The organism is Clostridia bacterium, from assembly GCA_016887505.1.
In the GTDB taxonomy this organism is placed as follows: Bacteria; Bacillota; TC1; order TC1; family UBA5767; genus UBA5767.
Genome location: CP069393.1, coordinates 485,823 through 507,609, shown reverse-complemented (window position 1 = coordinate 507,609; position 21,787 = coordinate 485,823). Strand labels below are relative to the sequence as shown.

18 protein-coding genes and 1 other annotated feature are annotated in these 21,787 nt (G+C 40.7%); all 18 genes read right to left on the bottom strand.

Going from position 1 to position 21,787, the window contains the following annotated elements:
• Nucleotides 1-3 precede the first annotated feature (3 nt).
• Nucleotides 4-693 (bottom strand): DUF2344 domain-containing protein, encoded by a 690-nt coding sequence (locus tag JR334_02470; GenBank protein QRN86113.1) that lies wholly within the window; start codon nucleotides 691-693, stop codon nucleotides 4-6.
• Entirely contained in the window at nucleotides 683-2,572 is a 1,890-nt protein-coding gene (locus JR334_02465; protein ID QRN86112.1) for a TIGR03960 family B12-binding radical SAM protein, read from the bottom strand. The genes JR334_02470 and JR334_02465 overlap by 11 nt, the downstream gene beginning before the upstream one ends.
• A gap of 9 nt (nucleotides 2,573-2,581) precedes the next feature.
• Nucleotides 2,582-3,727, bottom strand: a complete 1,146-nt coding sequence (rodA, locus tag JR334_02460; protein QRN86111.1) for a rod shape-determining protein RodA — start codon at nucleotides 3,725-3,727, stop codon at nucleotides 2,582-2,584.
• Between the two features lie 2 nt (nucleotides 3,728-3,729).
• Nucleotides 3,730-5,811, bottom strand: a complete 2,082-nt coding sequence (locus JR334_02455) for a penicillin-binding protein 2 (GenBank protein ID QRN86110.1) — start codon at nucleotides 5,809-5,811, stop codon at nucleotides 3,730-3,732.
• A 14-nt stretch (nucleotides 5,812-5,825) separates the two neighbouring features.
• Nucleotides 5,826-6,338, bottom strand: coding sequence for a rod shape-determining protein MreD (mreD, locus tag JR334_02450; GenBank protein ID QRN86109.1), 513 nt, complete (start codon nucleotides 6,336-6,338; stop codon nucleotides 5,826-5,828).
• Entirely contained in the window at nucleotides 6,335-7,153 is an 819-nt protein-coding gene (gene mreC / locus JR334_02445) for a rod shape-determining protein MreC (GenBank protein ID QRN86108.1), read from the bottom strand. The genes mreD and mreC overlap by 4 nt, the downstream gene beginning before the upstream one ends.
• A 16-nt stretch (nucleotides 7,154-7,169) precedes the next feature.
• The gene (locus JR334_02440; protein ID QRN86107.1) at nucleotides 7,170-8,204 is read right to left on the bottom strand and encodes a rod shape-determining protein; all 1,035 of its coding nucleotides are present in this window, start codon (nucleotides 8,202-8,204) and stop codon (nucleotides 7,170-7,172) included.
• A gap of 101 nt (nucleotides 8,205-8,305) precedes the next feature.
• Entirely contained in the window at nucleotides 8,306-8,989 is a 684-nt protein-coding gene (gene radC / locus JR334_02435) for a DNA repair protein RadC (GenBank protein ID QRN86106.1), read from the bottom strand.
• A gap of 171 nt (nucleotides 8,990-9,160) precedes the next feature.
• The gene (locus JR334_02430; protein QRN86105.1) at nucleotides 9,161-9,742 is read right to left on the bottom strand and encodes a TVP38/TMEM64 family protein; all 582 of its coding nucleotides are present in this window, start codon (nucleotides 9,740-9,742) and stop codon (nucleotides 9,161-9,163) included.
• Nucleotides 9,743-10,315: a septum formation inhibitor Maf gene (maf, locus tag JR334_02425; protein ID QRN86104.1), complete on the bottom strand. Its 573-nt coding sequence runs from the start codon at nucleotides 10,313-10,315 to the stop codon at nucleotides 9,743-9,745. It abuts the gene before it with no gap.
• 45 nt (nucleotides 10,316-10,360) lie between these two features.
• Nucleotides 10,361-10,996, bottom strand: coding sequence for a redox-sensing transcriptional repressor Rex (locus JR334_02420; protein ID QRN86103.1), 636 nt, complete (start codon nucleotides 10,994-10,996; stop codon nucleotides 10,361-10,363).
• 55 nt (nucleotides 10,997-11,051) lie between these two features.
• Complete coding sequence (locus JR334_02415; protein QRN86102.1) at nucleotides 11,052-12,359, bottom strand: bifunctional folylpolyglutamate synthase/dihydrofolate synthase; 1,308 nt, start codon at nucleotides 12,357-12,359, stop codon at nucleotides 11,052-11,054.
• Between the two features lie 8 nt (nucleotides 12,360-12,367).
• A complete protein-coding gene (locus JR334_02410; protein QRN86101.1) occupies nucleotides 12,368-15,013 on the bottom strand; it encodes a valine--tRNA ligase in 2,646 nt (881 codons plus the stop codon).
• Nucleotides 15,014-15,058: 45 nt separating this feature from the next.
• Nucleotides 15,059-15,261 (bottom strand) — a binding site (T-box leader).
• A 100-nt stretch (nucleotides 15,262-15,361) separates the two neighbouring features.
• The gene (locus JR334_02405) at nucleotides 15,362-15,898 is read right to left on the bottom strand and encodes an HD domain-containing protein (GenBank protein QRN86100.1); all 537 of its coding nucleotides are present in this window, start codon (nucleotides 15,896-15,898) and stop codon (nucleotides 15,362-15,364) included.
• 74 nt (nucleotides 15,899-15,972) lie between these two features.
• Complete coding sequence (locus tag JR334_02400; GenBank protein QRN86099.1) at nucleotides 15,973-17,316, bottom strand: hypothetical protein; 1,344 nt, start codon at nucleotides 17,314-17,316, stop codon at nucleotides 15,973-15,975.
• Nucleotides 17,306-18,571 carry a glucose-6-phosphate isomerase gene (locus tag JR334_02395; protein QRN86098.1) on the bottom strand — a complete coding sequence of 422 codons (1,266 nt, stop codon included), beginning with the start codon at nucleotides 18,569-18,571 and terminating at the stop codon, nucleotides 17,306-17,308. Before JR334_02395 ends, JR334_02400 begins: the two co-directional genes overlap by 11 nt.
• Nucleotides 18,572-18,829: 258 nt before the next feature.
• Nucleotides 18,830-19,435, bottom strand: a complete 606-nt coding sequence (locus JR334_02390) for a YihA family ribosome biogenesis GTP-binding protein (protein QRN86097.1) — start codon at nucleotides 19,433-19,435, stop codon at nucleotides 18,830-18,832.
• Nucleotides 19,425-21,776, bottom strand: a complete 2,352-nt coding sequence (lon, locus tag JR334_02385) for an endopeptidase La (protein QRN86839.1) — start codon at nucleotides 21,774-21,776, stop codon at nucleotides 19,425-19,427. The genes JR334_02390 and lon overlap by 11 nt, the downstream gene beginning before the upstream one ends.
• Between the last annotated feature and the right edge of the window lie 11 nt (nucleotides 21,777-21,787).

Genomic DNA, 21,787 nt, shown 5'->3' with positions numbered 1-21,787 from the left:
CTCCTATACTAAGAAAAGGCGGGTTTTCTGATCATTCTTAATTCCATAGGTCATAGTCTTTTCTATGCGCATGGTAAGGTACTGAATTGAAAGCTGTTCCAAAAATGCTTCTGCAACGTGTTCTGGGCGAATATTACCATTACTACCAGCCACCAATTGCATATTTAGAATTAAAAAAGGTTCAGATAAATTCGCTTCTAAACTTAAAATGCCAGCTCGTATATCTTTTTCCTTAACCTTATTCTTACGTTTCGCTATTATCACAATGCTCTCTTTCGCCAAAAAAGAGTTCACAGCTTCAACCAATCTATCTTCTTCAGTATATGGTTTCGCCAATCTCACATGGAGCGTATAATCGGAATGGGATAATAGGGCCATTAATGACTTATGTTTTCCCTCCAACTGACGAATTGCCCCCACAGAAAACCCTTCGGGCAATGTTTTATTCAACGCATCCATAACACTATCTGCATCCATTTCCTTCGTAAGCTCCATTTCGGCGCATTCGGCAAGACTAGTCATGCCTGTTGCGATTGCTGAAGAAAAATTGATTTTGGGTCTTGGATTAAACCCCTCCGTACACGCAATTGGCAGGCCTGCACGGCGAATTGCTTGCGAAAATACTTTCATCAATTCCAGATGCGATACAAAAGCAACAGAATTCTTTTTCGCAAACTCTATCCTATATTTCATTGGATACCTCCTCTTGTAGCAACATATCACAATCCATATCCATGCACACACCACAAGTGTTGCATCCCTCATCTCGACAGTCCGGTGTCAATTCCTCTGACTTCGCTTTTAAAAGTTCAGCATACAAGAAACTTTTTCGCACGCCCGTATCGATAAAATCCCATGGAAGAATATCATTTTCTTTAAATTCACGCTGCGCAAAATCTGACGATGTAAGCCCGCACTCCTCAAACGCTTCTTGCCACCACTTAAAATTAAAGAATTCATCCCAGCCGTCATAGCGGCATCCTTTTTTATGCGCTGCCACAAGCGCCTTGCTTAAGCGCCTGTCTCCTTTAGCAAAGGCAGCCTCCATATGGGATACCTTGGCATTATGGTAGTTGAATACAAGATTCTTAGTTCTCACTTTTTCTTTAATAAGCCTCTGCTTGCGTTCTAATTCAGATAGAGGGTCTTGGGCAATCCACTGGAACGGTGTAAATGGTTTAGGTACAAAGCTAGAAGCACTAAGCGTGACGCTAATCTTACGTTTAGAACCAATTTCAGATGCAACTCGTTTTCCCAAATAGATTACCTTATTGCCCAGATGCACAATACCTTCTAAATCCTCATCTCGCTCAAAAGGCAGTCCAATCATAAAGTAAAGTTTCAGTCTTTCCCAACCAGCCCTAAAAGCATCCTCTGAAACCTTCATCAAATTTTCTTCCGTCACACCTTTATTAATAATATCTCTCATGCGCTGAGTACCAGCCTCAGGTGCAAATGTCAAACCTGTTTTGCGAACAGAAGCAATTTTTTTTGCCATCCCCATAGAAAATGTATCTACCCGTAGAGATGGAAGACTAATCCCAACCCCTGTACCTGCACATACCTGTTGCAATTCATCAACCAGTTGATTTAGTTGAGTATGGTCTGCCGTTGACAGTGAAGTAAGCGAAATATCCTCATGTCCAGTATTCTTCATAAGATCTTTCGCTTGTTTCAGCAATAATTCCTTGCTTCTTTCGCGAACCGGACGATATAAAACACCGGCCTGACAAAACCTACAACCATGTGTGCAGCCCCTAAGAACTTCAAGCATGATTCGATCATGAATAATGTCCATGTATGGAACAATTGGCTTATCAGGAAAAGTAGCCAATTCTAAATCTTTCAGAAGGCTTTTTACTACTTTAGCCGGCGCTTCCGGTATCAATGGCTCAAATTTTTCCACCACACCATCAGGTGAATAGGAAACATCATAGAATTCAGGAACATATATGCCTGGTAATTTACACGCTTTCTTAAGAAAAGTGACCCTGTCTCCACCTTCTGCTTGCACTTTTGCATATAACGAGAATAGTTCAAGAATGGTTTCCTCAGCATCACCAATTAAAAATAAATCAAAGAAATCTGCGATGGGCTCAGGATTAAAGGCACAAGGCCCTCCCCCTAGCACTAGTGGATAATTCCCTTCCATACGTTCTTCTCGGTAAAAAGGAATTTTTGCAAGTTCTAGCATGGATAGTATATTGGTATAGCTCATCTCATACTGCAATGTAAAACCAAGGAAGTCGAAATCCTTCACCTCGGTAAACGTTTCCAGTGTGTAAAGTGGAATATCATTTTCCTTCATTTTTTCCTGCATATCCACCCAGGGGCAAAAAACTCGCTCCATGCAAAAATCCTCATGGTCATTGACAACCTTATAGAGAATTTGGGTTCCCAAATGACTCATGGCAACCTCATAAACATCCGGAAAACCAAAAGCAAAACGAACCGAGCACTCTTCATGATCTTTAACAATACTGTTCAATTCCCCACCTGTATATCGGATGGGTTTTTCCACCAAAGGAAGTATTGCTTCCTCTAGCCAATTTTTATCTACACATTTAGACATATTTACTCCTTAAAAACGAATTGTTTTCTTATGCAAATCTACTGATACGATTAAGCCTAGTGCTGCCATATTGGCCCACATCGAGGATCCACCTGAACTCAAAATAGGGAAGGGAATACCAGTTATAGGCATAACCCCTATGGCCATGCCAGCACTCTCTACGATATGGAAAAACATCATACCAACCACCCCGGAGATAATCAATGCGCCATAAAGATCTAATGATTTTCTAGCAATCATCAGGGCCCTATACATAAGAAATAAGAAACATCCTAAGACTACGATACTACCTATAAATCCAAATTCTTCTCCGATTACAGCAAAAACAAAATCGGTATGATGAAATGGCAAAAAGTTACTCTGGCTTTGGGTTCCCTGCATAAATCCTTTGCCAAATAATCCTCCTGAACCAATGGCAATCAGAGACTGGATAATATTATAGCCTGCACCGAGTCCTCCCTTCCCATCATTGTAGGGATTCAGGAAAACTGTGAATCGCATCAACTGGTAGTCCTCTAAGGGAAGCGGCATACCCATCTGGTAATGCATGACCAAAAGTAAGACTACTGAACCAATACCCAGTCCCAAGAGTCCAAACAGTATTTTCGGATTCGCTCCTGCTGCAAACAACATGAAAAAAGTAATCGCAAAAAATACAAGCGATGTACCCATATCTGGTTGCATCAGAATCAGCCCTACCGGAACTGCTAGATATAGGAAACAAGGAATGAGTTGCACTAGTGTTTCCAAATGATTCTTACGCTTATCCAAGAAATCAGCAAAAAGTATGATAAACAACACCTTGGCTACCTCTGCTGGTTGTAATGAGAGTGGCCCTAGAATAAACCAACTTCTTGCGTTGTTTCTAATCGCACCGATACCTGGTATCAAGACCAAAATTAGTATCAACAACATACCAGCATAAATCAATCGGCTGTAGGTTCGATATTCTCGATAATTTATTATCGCTATTATGGCAAACAGTATTAACCCTGTCCCAATTGAAAACAAATGGCGTTGTAAATAGTAGTATGGTTCGCTAGGCTTTACACCAAAAGATGCTGTAGCCTGTATCACACCACTAATAACCAGGATCAATAATAGCATAACCAAGTATAAAATATCTAAATCTTTAAATTGCTTCTTTTCTGCCATAATTACTCCTCGCCCAAAGGACTACTCAGGTAGGTCGCTATATCAACATCCTTATAGTCTTCTTCTCCAAAGTATTCAGCGAATACGGCTCTAGCCACCATCCCGGCAGAGCTACCACCATGTTGCCCATATTCCACTATACCCGCAAAAGCCACTTGAGGGTCATCATAGGGTGCAAAGGCTACGAATACACCATGGAATTCTGAATTTTTATCGTCACCAGTTCGGCCGGTCTGGGCAGTTCCCGTTTTTCCAGCTACTTCAATTGGAAAATCGCGATAAAGGTAATATGATGTACCACCTGGTTGTGTAACTGCAAGCATGCCTTTGCGTGTGATTTCCATATTCTCTTCGGATACAGTTACTTTTTGCAATACTTCGGGCTCTGATTGCCATACCAAGCCACCTTCAGGAGATTCGATACGTTCCACGAGATATGGTCGGTAGCGAGTGCCCCCGTTCGCCAAAGTCGCTGTATAGTTGGCTAGCTGCAGCATTGTAAAGTTATTCATACCCTGTCCGATAGACGTATTGAAGGTATCATACGCTTGCCAGTTTTTCTCAAAAGCAAAGTTTCCCTCTGCCCATTTATCACTGGCTTCCTTTTCTTTCAGCGCCTGGTCAAGCAAATCTTGTTTTTCCTCTAGGCTGATTTCTTGTTGATTAATTTCTTCTACTTTTTCTTCATATTGGTTTTGGTATCGTTTGAGTCGCATATTTAGATATGACTCTTGGAGTTCAAACTTGTTTTCTGGATTTGCTTGAAACCCTTCACTTACGGAAGGTAAATCCGTTAACCCTGGATCCACACCTAAACCAAACTCTGTTGCCAATTCAGCAATCTTTTCGATGCCTGCCGTTTGACCTGCAAACTGAAAAAATGTATTACATGACTCAGCAACGGCTTCATAGTAGTTGGTTCTACCATGAACTTTCGAACAACTTATGTATGGTTTTTCCCAATAGGCACCAGTACAGTTAATTGAATAGCTAGGGCTGTAATTACTATTTTCCAGATAGGCCATACCCGTGAGCATCTTGAATGTAGAGCCGGGCGGATATGCCGAAGCCACTGCTTTGTTTATTTCTGGACGCATTTCATTGCGGTAATAATAGTCCACTTCTTCTTGGGTCAAGCCATCGACAAAATCCTCCGGATTAAAAGTAGGACGGCTAGCCATGGCCAATATTTTTCCTGTATCTACTTCAATCAAAACACCCGCAGCAGAGCCAGCTTTTTCATTCTCATTGTCATATATTTCTTGAATAACAGTATCCATAGCATTTTCCATGGCCACTTGTATATCATGTTCAATGGTCAATACCACAGTATCCCCTGGTATGGGCTCAATACTGTAATCCATTTCCTGCATAGGTCTGCTGGCTGCATCTACTTGGTACTTCTGAATTCCTTTGTTTCCCTTTAAACCATAATAGTCATCCGCTGTATCAAATATCTCATAGGTGCGTTCTACACCTGATTTTCCAATCTTATCATTCATGTCATATATTTCAGGATCTACTATTTCAAGTTCTGCTTCGCTTATGGAACCAGTATGTCCGATGATATGACCCGCTACCGGGCCAAGTGGATAGGAACGGATGGGGACCGTTTTTATTACAACCCCGGGAAGAGACTCGCGACGTTCCGATAGTTCAGATACCATTTCTACAGCTTCTAATCCCCATGGCATACTAGCAATTTCTGTCGGTTCGAATTTTCTGGCGTTTCCCGAAACTTTTTCACGTATATCTTCTTCGCTATATCCATATTTTTCCAAACATTCCGCTAAATTGGTAATGGCAACTTCACGCTCATCATCGTCTGCTAAATAAGCCAATGTCACCACATAAGAAGGTTTACTAGTCGCATAGACATACCCATCATTACCAACAATATCTCCTCGTGTGGCTTCCACTTCTACGAAACGAAGTGTATTTCTTTCAGCTCGGTCTGCAAACATTTCATTGGTTTGAATCTGTAGGTAAAAAAGCCTGACGCCAAGCAGTGAAAACACCACTACAATGGCCGTCAGGATTACTCGCGTTCGGTTAACCATATTTTTGGTTGTTTCTTTATTCATCCAAAGTCTCCCGGTTATTGTCTCTTGGTTTTCTTAAATGGTCCTGTAATTAGCAAAAAATAGAAAAAAGGAAATAAGGCAACAGTTAATATCCCGTTATAAAAGGCCGATGTTAGTAGCGTTCTCAAGTAATCCAAGCCTAAATAATTTGCATTTCCTAATATAATCATCAAGGCACCATAAAGCAAGTGGTTCACCACGGTAAGTATCCAAACCATTGCAACTGCAATAACAACATTTTCCTTAACAATTTCTCGCTCCACTTGCCCGGTGAAAAAACCAACTAACGCTTTTACAATCGCATTGCTACCCACGAATCTTCCTATAAAGAGATCCTCTACCAGGCCCATAAAAAAGCCTTTTGCTAGCGCCTCTTCTTTGCCCTGCATCAAGCCTATCATGACCACACTAATAAGTAAAAGATCTGGTTTTGCTCCAAATATGGTGAAATGAACCAACACACTAGATTCCAATAGCAGAAAGAAATATGTAATGATTAGCCAAATCAACCACTCTCTAAGTTTCAAGGCGACACCTCGCCTTCAAACTTTACAACTAGTACTTCTTCTAGGCGATCAAAATCCTCAAAAGGAGTAACTATGGCACTTTTCAGCAAGCCATCAGGATTATATTCAATGGAACTGATATACCCTATCTTGATTCCTTTCGGTATCAATCCACCTAACCCTGATGTGATTATAGTCTGATTTAACTCCACAGGAGCATCATGGGGCAAGTAGATGAGCTGCAAAAGGCCGGAACCATCACCGATTCCCTCGAGCACACCTGGAAAGCGCGTCTGCTCCGTCATAGCCGCAACTGAACCTAGCTTATTGTTTAGAAGCCTTACTTCTGCAGTATGAGGGCTCACTTGATATACCTTCCCAACCAAGCCATTATACGTCATGACACCATCATACAGGGCAACACCATCAAGTTCACCCATATTGATGGTCATGGTATCATCCCACGATTTAATACCTCTTGCTATGATATCAGCCGCAATAAATTGTTGCTGTGATACCTCCCGCATACCAAGCAAGCGACGTAGACGGATATTCTCATAGTAATATTCCCGCTCCATGTTCGCTTCAACTTTCATCTGTGCGATCTCGCTCTTAAGCAGTTCATTTTCTCGGGCTACAGCGGGGTGGTTGCTGACACCTTCCGCAAACAAAATGAGATTTTCCGTTCCCTGCATTAATACTTCCTGCATAGGTCTAAAACCTTCTGCTAATATTTTTTCCATTTGGGTCATGTCATGATCATTAGAGGTGAGCCGAACGGTTACGATACAGGCAATCAGAAGAAATAATATGATAATCTTATTTCTATTTTCCATAGTATCACCCCTTCGCTCAGTTGGCTACGTTGGCAAGAATTTTCCTCCATTTATCTAAGTTCTCAACCACGATACCCGTACCTTCTGCTACTGCAGTAAGAGGTTGTTCTGCAACGTATACTGGCATATGCGTCTCATCACGTACCAATTTATCCAAGCCATACAATAATGAGCCACCACCTGCAAGTACGATACCCTTATCCATAATATCCGAAGAAAGTTCTGGTGGAGTATGTTCCAAGCAGTATCGTATTCCTTCTAGGATACGACCTACCGGTTCCTTCAAGGCTTCGCAGATTTCTTCTCCAGTCAGTTCAACATTCTTTGGTAATCCTTCAACCAAATCCCGACCCCTGATAGAACATCTGATATTCTTTCTCTTTTGGTCTTCTGCTGAATCAGTAAAGTAAGCACTACCATATTTCATTTTGAGGTCCTCAGCAGTCCTCTCACCGACCAATAAATTATATTTCCGCTTCAAGTAGCTGACAATATGAGCATCCATTTCATCACCACCTACTCGGATGGAACGATCTGTCACAATCCCACCCAAAGAAATTACCGCAACTTCAGTTGTTCCACCACCAATATCCACAATCATATTACCGGTAGGTTCTCCAACTGGCATACCAGAACCGATTGCTGCTGCCATGGGCTCTGCCAATAACATTACATCTTTGGCACCTGCTTGCAAGGCAGCATCTTTTACCGCACGCTCTTCAACAGCTGTTATACCGGTAGGAACCCCTATTACTACTGCTGGCTTAATCAGTGTGAAACGGGCTTTGGTCTTATTAATAAAATAACGCAACATGGCTTGTGCTACATCAAAGTCTGCAATCACACCATCTTTCATTGGACGAATCGCAACAATGTTCTCTGGTGTGCGACCAATCATTTGTTTTGCCTCGCTACCCACAGCTAGTATTTCCTTGGTATTCTTCTGAATCGCTACAACAGAAGGCTCCTGCATTACTACGCCTTCCCCTCTAATATAAACCAGAATGTTCGCAGTTCCTAAATCTATTCCTAAGTCTTTTGCTTTAAACATTTATACCCCCATATAGTCATTTCGATTATTTGTCATTTATTCAATATACAATCACTTTATTCTATATTATATTCTAGCGAAAGGGAATAACAAGTCACAATTTAAAGGATATCTTCCTCTCTAAAGCTTAGATATCCATCACCTGCCACAATTATATGGTCCAATACCTCAATACCCATAATTTTTCCTGCTTCCACAATACGCTCTGTAATCAAAAGATCCTCTCTGCTGGGGGTAGAATCGCCACTAGGATGATTATGAACTAGGATAATTCCTGCTGCTGCATGTCGAATGGCTTGACGAAATAGTTCTCTTGGATGAACTATGGAACTATTTAAATTTCCGATGGAAATTGTCTCTACAGCCACCACATGATTTTTAGTATTTAAGGCCATGATTCGGAAATTTTCTTTCTTCAGTCTCTTCATTTCTTCCATCACAATCATTGCTGCATCATTGGGACTGTGAATAATCGGACGCTCTGGTTTTTTTTCGTCTAACATACGTTTGCCCAACTCCAAGGAAGCCAATATGCTGATGGCCTTTACCTGTCCCACGCCTTCATACTGTATCAGTTCCTCTACGCCCAATTCCATAATATTACTGAGTGTTCCTTCTTTCAACAGGATGCGGTGTGCAAGTTCCATCGCACTTAGCTCTCTAGTTCCACTGCGCAAAATAATGGCCAATAGTTCTGTGTTGGTTAAACTACTGATGCCATGAGTATAACCTCGTTCTCTAGGTTGCAGTTCTTTGGGGAATTGTTTCATTGTTTTTTTCATCATAACCTCCGTTTCAAAGATTGGTTTCTAAAAAGAGATAAAGAACCCTCTTCCATGGGTTCTTTATCTCTTTCTTTATCGTTCATGAATCGTTGGCTTTAGATTACTGCTTCCTAACCTAAATCAAAGAGTAAACACAATGCTAGATGTTCAAACTATTTACAAACAAAATACCTATAATCGCTCATCAATCTTAATTACCTTTTCCAATACCAGCCAAATAATCGCAATGGCCACAAGCATCAAAATAGATTTTAGGGGTCTATCTAGCATATCTTCAATATGAAATCCTATGCTGCTAAGTATGTAGATCATCACCAGTTTTCCGGTTATAAGGGCAGCAAGAAATTTATAGGTATCCACTTCTGCTAAGGCTGCTCCAGCTGAAACAAAAAAGCTGGGAGTAAATGGTAGGCAATATAATAAAAAGATGGGTGTAAATCCCTTCTTTTGAACCTTTTCTATAATTGAACGCCAACGTTGGTTTTTCTGAGCTCTTCTATGTACTGAAGCCCTAAATAAGTGCCGAATTGCGAAATAAAGCATTGTTGAGCCCACAATGGTCCCCAAATAAGATAGAACATAGCCCGACCAAAATCCGTATGCGTAAACATTCATCGCCACGATACCAGTAAGTGGTAAAACTGGAAGGAATGACTCTAATCCAGCCGCTATAAACCCGACTAGAGGACTCATATTTTGCAGTTTTTCCAACAGCCCCATCCAGTCAATGGATAGAAGCGTCAATGCATTCATTTATCCCATAACCTCTATTTGAAATTTCTGCGATAGCACATGTGCAATTTTTTGTATTGGCAGACCAACCACATTAAAATAGTCTCCCTCAATTTTTTCTACAAGCAAAGCACCCTTACCTTGTATGCCATAAGAACCAGCCTTATCCAAGGGTTCCTTGGTCCTTACATACGCCTTCAACTGTTCATCGGAAGCATCCATCATCCATACCTTCGTCGTAACACTGAAACAATGTATTTTTTCGTTTTTTACCAACGCAACGCCGGTAATAACTTGATGTTCTCTGCCACGAAGGGATTGTAACATGCAAAATGCATCGTCTTCGTCCTTCGGCTTTCCGAGGACCTTATCATCCAATACGACAATCGTATCTGCGCCTAAAACAATTTCATTAGGATATTTCTTAGAAATATCCACTGCTTTTTGTCTGGCTAAATCTGCTGCAATTTCTTTTGGTGGCAGTTCAGGATTTTGCCGTTCTTCGATGTTGGATGGCTCCACTTGGAATTGGTATCCCATACTAGATAGGATCTCTTTTCTACGCGGTGAAGCGGAAGCTAATATTAGTTTCATCTAAACTCCTATTACAATGAAACCCACCAAAGGTGGGTCTCAATACTATTTGCGGTCTTCTGAAGCCATATTGTAAGTCAATAGTTCTAAGTTGGTTGCAAAATCCACATTTCGAATTTGTACATTTAACGGTGTCGTTAACACTCTAGGTGCAAAATTAAGAATAGATCGTACACCTGCATCCACTACTCTATTAACGATATCTTGAGCATGTTCACCCGGTACAGCAATTACAGCAATATCTGGAGATTGCTCTTTACAAATATCTTCCAATTGGTCCAAATGCATTATTTTAATCCCCTGTGCCTTCTTACCAATCTTAATGGGATCAACGTCGAAGATTCCTACATTTTTGAATCCTCTCGCACGAAAACCTTCATACATGCTTAGTGCTAGACCTAATTTACCAGCTCCAATGATAATCAACTTCCATTCTTTATCTACTCCAAGAATTTCCGCAATACTATCATACAAACTCTCAACATCGTATCCAACACCTCTAGTTCCGAATTCCCCGAAATAGGCCAAATCCTTGCGTACTTGAGCAGATGTCGCACCTGTCTTTTCCGCAATATCACTTGAGGATATGGTCGTGATTCCCTGTTCAATAAGGCGATTCAGATATCTTGAATAAATGGATAATCGAATAATGGTCGCCTCTGGTATTTTAAAGCTCTTCATTGTTCACGCTCCTGTCTCTTCATAAAGTGATACAATCCAAAGTTACTCTACTTTATTATATACATTTTTTCGAAAGATTCAAAATGTATTCTCTAGCATATGCAACCATATAAATTGAACCTGCAATACAAACGAGATCGTCTTCACCTGCCAAGGACAAAGCCTTGTCCACTGCTTTTTCAATTGATTCATCCATATACACATCGTGGGTATAGTTTTTTGCTTTCTTATACATCGCTTGCCAATCACCTGCTCGTGGGCTGTTGGGCTTGGTCACCACAATACTATCCGCTAGTGGACCAAGTTTAGCCAGCACTTTACTACGTTGTTTGTCGGCAAGCATACCAATCACATAAATCAGCTTTTTATACTTATAAATTGTGTTCAAACTATGCCGAAGTTTGACGGCACCATCATAGTTATGTGCTGAATCCAAAAGAATCTTCGGTTTTTCTCCAATCAACTCCAACCTAGCTGGCCAATATGTATTTTTAAAGCCTTCTTGAATTTTTTTATCTGAAAAAAACATCCCCTGCTTTTCCAGCATCTTGATTGCCATCATCACCGTCGTACCATTGACAGCTTGGTGGGCTCCCACCAAGGGGGTGCATAAATCAATGGAAAATCCTCGGTCGTCTTTAACCAAAAAGTGGGTCCCGGTTTCTTTTAATTCTAAGACATTATAGTACAATTCTCGACCAATACGCAGATATGGGGCATGCATCTTCTTGGCTCTAGTCCGAATAACCTTCAAGGCATCTGGATCTTCACTCGCCGTAATAACAGGCACCCCTTCCTTAATTATGCCTGCTTTTACAGTCGCTATTTCCTTTACCGTATTACCTAGATAAAACATATGGTCCAACGTAACGTTTGTAATAATGCTAACCGCGGGGGTGATGATATTCGTGGAATCTATCGCCCCACCTAGTCCCACTTCAATTACTGCAATATCTGTCTTTTCCTCATAGAAATACAATAATGCAATTGCAGTAGAAACCTCAAATCCAGTCGGATGTTCATACCCCTGATCCGTCATCACCTTTATTTTTTCCTTGACCTTGGTAGTTAATTCAGCTAGTCTTTCCTCCGGTATCATCTCTCCGTTGATTTGCATTCGTTCACAGTAGGATACCAAATGGGGCGAAATAAACATTCCTGTTTTGTATCCATTTGCTTTAAGAACACTCATCAGCATCGCTGTCGTTGAACCCTTACCATTTGTTCCTCCGACATGCACAAAGCGCATCTTTTTTTCAGGATTGCCCAGTACTTCCATTAGTTTTTCAATCCGTGCCAAACCGGGATGCCAACCAAAAACATCTAGATTCAGTAAATATTCCAACGCCTCTTGATAATTCATCGCAATTCCTATCCTAACTTTTCGATACTGCGTATCACAGCATCCCTTTTTATTTGATAGTCAGAAAGCTTTTCACGTTCCATTTCGACAACTTTTGCAGGAGCTTTCGCCAAGAATCCTTGATTGCTTAATTTTTTCTCCAAACGGTTTACTTCGTCATCTAATTTTTTCTTTTCTTTGTTCAATCTTTTACGTTCTACATCATAATCGATCATGCCTTTCAATGGCATATAAATATGTACTCCCGTAATAATGCTTGAAGCGGCTTCCTCAATCTCGTGATAGCCCTGTTGGGCTACAACAGATGAAGCATTCGTTAGCAAGGCGAAAGCTGATTTGTTTTCCTCAAACATGTTGAAAATCTGCTCATCTTCAGTTTGCAAAATAACTTCTACTTTTTTATGTTCGTCAACATTCATCTCTGCTCGAATATTACGCACCGCTTTCACCGAAGTCATCAGGTAGTCCATATCAACAACACTGCGGTTGTATATGTCACTCTCATCTGCTTCTGGCCACTGGGAAATCATCAAAGACTCTCCCTCGTGCGGCAGGTGTTGCCAAATTTCTTCAGTAATAAATGGCATAAACGGATGTAACAAAGCCATAGTACCAGTAAGTATCTTGCTTAAAACATACTGTGCTGTTTGTCTGCTGGTTTCACTTACTTTACCATATAGTCTAGGTTTAACCATCTCAATATACCAGTCACAGAAATAGTTCCAGGTAAAATCATAAATGCTCTGTGCAGCCTCGCCCAATTCATACATATCAAAGGATTGGGTAACCTTTTGTATTGTCAGATTATATTGTGTCAAAATCCAACGGTCTTCCAGTGTTAAATCATTTTCTTTAGGGGCAGTGCCTGCAAAATCATCCAAGTTCATCATAAGAAATCTAGACGCATTCCAGATTTTATTTGTGAAGTTACGGATGCCCAGCAAACGGTCCTTCTGAAACTTAAGGTCGTTGCCTGGCGTGTTGCCCGTAACCAACATAAACCGGAGAGTATCTGTACCGTATTCATCAATGATTTCCAAGGGGTCGATGCCGTTACCCAGTGATTTAGACATTTTGCGTCCCTGTGCATCAAGGATGAGTCCATGGATAAATACCTCTTTGAAAGGTACTTCTTTTTGAAACTCTAATGCTGTGAAAATCATCCTAGCAACCCAGAAAAAGATAATATCTCTACCAGTTACCAATACGCTAGTGGGATAGAATTGTTCCAATTCAGGTGTCTCTTCAGGCCAACCCATTGTCTCAAAAGGCCACAGGCCTGAAGAAAACCACGTATCCAATACATCCGGGTCCTGATTGAGTTTACTACTACCACATTTGGGACAACTCGTGGGATTTTCTCTAGCACAGATGACTTCACCACAGTCTTCACAATACCATACTGGAATCCTGTGTCCCCACCAAAGTTGTCTAGAAATACACCAGTCACGAATATTTTCAAGCCAACTTAAATATACCTTAGTGAAACGCTCAGGTATGAATTTTATCTTACCATCTAGTACAGCCTGTATTGCTGGTTGAGCTAAAGGCTCCATTTTAACAAACCATTGGCTTGATACTACCGGTTCAATAACGGTACCACAGCGATAGCATTCACCTACGCTATGGGTATATTCCTCTATGCCAACCAGATTGCCTTCCTGCTCTAAATCCTTGACAATCATTTCACGGCATTCATCACGGTCCATCCCGGCATATTTTCCGGTAGACTCGGTCATATTCCCCTTTTTATCTATTACTACAATCTGTTCTAAATCATGTCTACCAGCTATCTCAAAGTCATTCGGGTCGTGTGCAGGCGTAATCTTGACAGCTCCTGAACCAAATGCTGGATCGACATAGTCATCTGCAATCACGGGTATTCTCCTACCCACGATTGGCAATATTAAGTATTTTCCGACCATATCTGCATATCTCTCGTCATCAGGATGAACAGCAACTGCCGTATCCCCGAGCAACGTTTCTGGTCTAGTAGTCGCGATTACAATGTATTCGTCTGTGCCTTCTAGTTGATAGCGGATATTCCATAGATAACTATCATGGTCTGCATACTCTACTTCAATATCAGAGATGGTAGTATGGCACTTAGGACACCAGTTTACGATATATTTTCCTTTGTAAATCAGTCCTTTTTCATAGAGAGAAACAAAAGCCTCTCTAACAGCCGCAGAACACCCTTCATCCATCGTAAAGCGTTCTCTTTGCCAATCACAGGAAGAGCCTAGTAAACGCAACTGGCCCGCTATACGCTCGTGGTAGGTATCTTTCCACTCCCACACTTTTTCTAAGAATTTTTCCCTACCTAAATCGTTTTTGCTAATACCCTCTTTTGCCAAGTTACCCTCAACACGGGCCTGGGTCGCAATACCTGCATGATCCGTGCCAGGCACCCATAAGGTATTGTATCCTTGCATACGTTTAAAGCGTACTAATATATCTTGCAGCGTATTGTCCATGGCATGTCCAAGATGCAACTGTCCAGTAACATTCGGTGGTGGCATAACAATACTAAACGGTTCCTTATCCTTATCTACCTCTTGGTGAAAATAACCTTTATCCTCCCAGATAGAATACCATTTTCCTTCTACTTCACTTGGGTTATATCGTGAAGAAATCATCTTTTTATCATCCATTACACTTCTCCTTCAACTAAAATCATATAAAAAAAAAGAACCTCCCATAAGGACGAGTTCTTCGCGGTACCACCTTAATTGTTGATTCAACCTCTCAAAAGTTATAACGGAACAACCGGTATATCCTACTAGCATTCAGATACACAGCTCCAAGGTGACGTTCCCTAACCGTACTCAGATGACTTCCAGCCTAGGCCATCTTCTCTTAAGGAGTCGTGATAGGTACTCTTCCTTTTCATAGCATTTAACCAATCTATCTTCTTTTTCTTAGAATAGACTATGAGGCCTCTTGTGTCAAGATAGATTCCTTCACATTATAAAAAGAAAAGTGCCTTTAAGTAAGGCACTCTATATTTTGGCAAATACGAAACGACTCTCGTAGAGCGCTTCTCGTTTTTGACTAAAGTTCAACAGATACTCATACGTGGCTAGGCCCTTATCTACCATCGATACGATCATTGCCTCCGGGGATTTTGGCAACCCCACAGGAAACATATGACTTACTATTATATTGCGCTCTGTTTGGTTCAAGTTATAATACTTTTCAGCATTGCGCAATGCCTCTCTCGGATGGTTTAAAGTGTGTTTAAAGGCATCCACAAGCAAATGCTTTGAAGTACGTCTTTCATCAAATTTATACAAATAAAAATCATGCAACAAACCGCCTCTAGCAATACTCGTCTTATCCAAACCCAACTTACAAGCAATTTTATAAGAGTAATAAGCCACGTTTACGCTATGAGCATATACGCTAGCTGAATGATGACTTATATATTTCATTTTCTCATATTCAGGATGATGTACTACCGTTTCTGCCAATTCAATAAATTCTCTACTAATCTCCAAGTTTCTTCTTCTACGAAGTTTTCTTCTTCTTTTGGTCATAGATTTCTCCTTAAATACATCTAGGCTAATAATATGAAATATTCTATCTTATGTCAATATTTCTGCTATTGAATCTAAAATGCATCCAAGGTAGATTGTCCATAAATTGTCTTCACATCTTTAATCATAGACTGTGTTCCAATATACAGGATTTTACCTTTCTTGCCGGCTAATTCTTTTGCCATATCCCTAGCTTCTTCCACTTTGGGTACGTAAATGACGTCTTTCACTAGTTTTCGAATATTTACAACTTGCTCTTTGGAAAACTTCAAAAAATCATTGTTGGCATGGGTTACAATGAGATGATCAAAATGATGCTTCAGACTAGCCACCACACCCATATAGTCTTTTTCTTGAGGTATTCCAATCACACACACCACCGGCGTACATTCAATTTCTTCACTTATCTGGATGACATGCTCAATGCAAGAGCGAGAAATACAACCATCCAATAAGGTAAATGGTTCTTTTTCTAAAATTTCCAGTCTCCCCATCCAAGTCAAGTTGCGAATGCCTTCTCTCATAGCAATTTCATCCAAGACACAACCCATTTTTCGTAAAGAGAACAAAGCCAAAGCTGTGTTCTCTGCTTGGTGTTTGCCTAGTAAACCCAATTCCATATCTTTGTAAACCAGATTTCCCTCTTCATAATAGTCGAAGCAGGTACCAGCTAAGCTCAAATGCACACTGTCAACATCAAAATCTCTACCCATCAAATACAATGGCACCTGTTTTTCCAAGGCTTCCTTCTCAATTACCGCTAGAACTTCTGGTGACTGTCTAGCACAAAACACACCCTTCATGCCTTCCTTGATTACACCAGCCTTATTATAGGCAACTTCCTCGATACTGTCTCCAAGATAATCGGTATGCTCTAAAAACACCTTATTTATTAAGGCATAGTCTCCAAAAACTTGGTTAACGTCATCATATCTAGCTCCTCGTCCCAGTTCCACCACGTTATATTCAGTATTTTGAGCTTGAAATACTTGCATTGCCAATGCAGCGGTTGCTCCAACTGGTCCGATATATGTTTTTTCATCCATATTTTGTTCAATTCTATTTAATGCATTTTCCCATTTCTCAGTCTGTTCTAGGATTAATTCATCCGGCAGAGCCTTACCATCAATACGAATTCTTTCCTTAAAGAATTGCAGATGAGGACTGGTAAATAGACCTGTTTTCTTTTTTTGACTCACCAAAATTTTTGCCAAAAGGACGGCCAGGGAACCTTTACCTTTACTGCCTGTAATCATGATGTTGTGCATAGTCTTATCCCTAACACCCAAATCATTCAAGAGCTGTCTGGTCAACTCTGGTTTCCGAACATTCTTATCTAGCCCCTTCGGTATATTTGGGTACAATCTCATATAAGAACGATATGCTAGTGTTTCCACATCACGCAGATTACTTACCATGATTACTCCCCTTTACTAGTAGTTGTTTCATACTTGCCTTGTATTCCTCCACACCAGGTTGATCAAATGGATTAACCTGTTGGACTAGTGCAGATACGCCACACGCATATTCAAAGAAATACAATAAGGCACCCAATGAAAAGGCATCTCTTGCTGGTACTTCCACTTTTAGGTTTGGAGTTCCACCAGCCAAATGGGCCTTCATCGTTGCTTCACAGGCCATTTTATTAATCCAATTCAAAGATTCACCAGCTAGATAATCTAAACCATCCGTATCTTCAACAAAGGTAGGAATCCTTAGGTCCTCCCTATCATTATCCACCCAAAGCACAGTTTCCATTAAAAAATCAGTACCACTTTGAATAAATTGACCTAGAGAATGTAAGTCTCTCGTGAAACAAGCTGATGCAGGGAATAACCCCTGGGCATTCTTTCCTTCGCTTTCTCCGAAAAGTTGCTTCCACCATTCACAAAAATCGTTCAGAGCAGGGTTATAGGTGACCATTATTTCAACAGCTTTACCTGCTCTATAGAGAGCATTGCGTATCGTGGTATATTCAAGTGCATCACTTTGTCCAGCCAAAATATCTGCTCGTTCTCTTTTTGCGCCTTCCAACAAGTCATGTACATCCACACCAGCACACAGAAGTGGTAAAAGGCCTACCGGTGTAAGCACAGAATATCGTCCGCCTATATCATCTGGCACAACCAATGTCTCCATGTCCATCTTCTGTGCAAACTCTTTAAGCTTTCCTTTTTTAGCATCTGTCGTGGCAATCACATGATGATGCCAGTTTTCTTTATACCGTTCCTCTAGTAGAGCGCGAGCCAACCGGAAAGCCAATGCTGGTTCTAGTGTCCCACCAGATTTAGAAATAAAATTCACATAAAAATCCTTACCTGCCAATTGTTCTTGAACCTGCAACCAAGTATGGCTCGATAAGTTTTGCCCTAAAAAATATATTGGAAAATCTCCACCAAGGAAGTTCAATGCTGCTTTCGCTCCCAAATAGGAGCCCCCAATACCAATAACCAGCAAGGCATCCGAATTGTCACGGATGTTTTGACTAATTTTGGTCATTTTTTCTATTAGTTCTTCATCCTTCGATTCAACTAATTCAACCCAGCCCGTATACTCACTTCCGAGGCATTGCTTTTGCTCCAAAGAGGCTTGAGCCTGCTTCACTTCTTCATCCAATGCTTTTGTCCTCTGGTTTAGAAAAGACCCTAAGTATCTTTTGTCAATGCGAATCATACTTTCTCCTTTTGTTTTAATACCCTTTTTGCTTGACTTCATGATAGCATATTTGGGAGAAAAAATATTGCATTAATTCGAATTTTCCAACAGCATCGAATGAATATGTCCTAAACGAAACACCTTGTACTATGGGAACATTTACATTATTCAAAGCTACCTTGCTCAAATACAACATTCTTCTACTAGCATCACCGTACTCATTGAAATATGAAAGCCCAGGAATGTGTAAACATATTCCTGGGCTTGTTACCTTGTCTATTTTATTATAGCCTGGTCTTCTTCCAATTTATGTTCCATTTCCAACATCAATGGCTCGACTCCTTCATGGTGAAGGGAAGATACTGGAATAATCACATCAGTCTTGCGCATCTCCAACGCTTGGCGAATGATTTTCATATGGTGAGGCCATTTTCCTCTTGAAATTTTGTCCGCCTTCGTGCAAGCAATGATAACCTGTGGATGTGTATTCTGAAGCCAACTGTACATTTGAATGTCTTCTACACTCGGCTTATGGCGCATATCCACCAATAGAACTGTAGCAATCAGGTTGCGTCGTCGCTCAAGATACGTATTAATCATCTGACCCCATTGCTTTTTCATTTCTTTGGGTACCTGAGCATAACCATAACCTGGCAAATCCACTAGATAAAAAGCCTCATTCATCATGAAAAAATTAATGGTTCTTGTTTTACCTGGCTTTCCGCTGGTTCTGGCCAAATGCTTACGGTTCGCAATTCTATTGATCAAAGACGATTTTCCTACATTAGAACGTCCGACTACAGCAATTTCCGGCAAATCGTGTTCTGGGTACTGTTCTTCATATACTGCTGTACAGATATATTCTGCGCTTTTAATGATCATTCGCTTTCTCCAAGGCTACCGCCAGAACATCTTCTACCGTTTCGGCAAGTATGATGTTCATATCTTCTTGCACTTCTTTAGGTATTTCTTCAATGTTCTTCTCATTCTCCTTGGGAATAATTACCGTCTTGATACCTGCTCTATGTGCAGCCAATATCTTTTCTTTCAACCCACCAATCGCTAAAACACGACCTCTGATGGTTACCTCACCGGTCATTGCTATATCTTTTCTAACCTTTCGGTCCAAGAAGATTGAACTAAGTGCCGTAACCATTGTCACTCCTGCAGAAGGTCCATCTTTGGGAATTGCTCCTTCTGGATAGTGAATATGAATATCCATCTCTTTATTGAGATTCTCAGGAAGATGATACTGCTTTGCATTGCTTCTCAAGTAGGTAAGACCAGCGCTAGCTGACTCCTTCATCACATCACCAAGTGAACCAGTTAATTGTAACTTTCCTGTTCCACTCATAACTGATGCTTCTACAGGTAAAATCGTACCCCCTACAGAAGTTACAGCCAAGCCCATCACTAGACCTTTTTCACTTTCCTTGGCCATTTCATCCTTTCGGTACATGGGTACACCTAGTAGTTCTTCTACTTTGGCTTCATCAACTACAATTTTCTTCTCACCAAGTAAAAATAGCTTCGCTGACTTTCTAAATATTGTACCGATGGATCGTTCTAATCCCCGCACACCAGCTTCTCTAGTGTACTGGCTGATGATTTTTACCAAGCCCTCATCCAATATCTTAATGTCTCTTTTTTCAAGACCATTTTCATTCAGTTGTTTGGTCACAAGATGTCTTTTAGCAATTTCTAGTTTCTCAAGTTCCGTATAGCTATCCACTTCAATAATTTCCATACGGTCCATGAGAGGTCTTGGAATAGTATGGGCCACGTTCGCAGTCGTAATGAACAATACCTTGGAAAGATCATAGGGTACTTCAATGTAGTTATCTGAAAACGTGTTGTTTTGTTCTGGATCCAAAACTTCTAGAAGTGCTGAAGATGGATCACCCTTATAGTCGCTACCCAATTTGTCTACTTCATCAAGTAAAATTACTGGATTTACAGTGCCTGCTTTTTTCATAGACTGTATAATGCGTCCTGGCATAGCACCAATATAGGTTTTTCTATGTCCGCGTATTTCAGCCTCATCATGCACACCACCCAGTGAAAGTCTAACAAATTTACGATTCAAAGCTCTCGCTACTGATTTCGCAAGTGAAGTTTTTCCTGTTCCTGGAGGACCTACCAAACATATTATGGGCCCCTTCATATCCTTCTTCATTTTGCGAACTGCTAGATATTCCAGGATTCGTTCCTTCGGCTTCTCCAAACCATAATGGTCGTCATCCAAAATTTTCTTAGCCTTGGTCAAATCCAATCGGTCTCGGCTTTTATCCTTCCAAGGAATATCCAACATCCAGTCAATATAGTTTCGCATCACCGATACTTCTGCTACTGCACTCGGCGTACGATATAGGCGTTCAATTTCTTTCTTAACCTTGTCGTAGGCTTCTTCTGGCATTCCAGAAGACTCTAGCCGGTCTAAAAGCTCTTCATTTTCGCTTTCCTTATCATCTTTATCGTCCAGCTCGTTCTGAATTGCCTTAATTTGCTCTTTCAAATAGTATTCTTTTTGAGACTGGTCAATCTGTTCCTTAACTTTTTCAGCAATCTTTCGTTCAAGTTCAGCAACTTGCTTTTCACGAACGAGAATTTGGCAGATTACTTCAAGACGATTCTTTATTTCAATGGCCTCTAAGATGCTCTGACGGTCCTCTAGAGCAATGTTTAGATGTGAAGCAATAATATCCCCTAGTGCAGCACCATCATTCAAATTTTCCACAATTGCGATGGTGTCATTGGAAATTTTATTGCTGATTAAAGCATAGTCCTTGAAGTCCTTAATCGCCGTACGCATGAGTGCCTCTAGTTCGAGATCGTCTTCAGCTATATGTTGGTCGTAAAGATATTCCACTTCTGCCTGGTAGGTATCGTTCTCGTCTATAAATCGATGCATTCTAGCCCGAGTAACACCTTCCACCAATATGCGTACAGTTGTGCCTGGCAGTCTTAAAAGTTGTTTTACTTCCGCCACTACCCCGATATCGTAAATATCCTCTTTTTGAGGTTCTCCTAACTGGGGATCTATTTGTGATGACAAAAATATCCTTCTATCTTCATCCATTGCCAAATCCACAGATTTAAGAGACTTATCTCTTCCCACATCTAAGTGCATCACCATGTGTGGGTACACCACTACACCACGGAGCGGTAGCATGGGAATCGTTTCCAACAAATCCTGTTCATCATCTATGGTGGTGTATATCATATCTTCTTTTA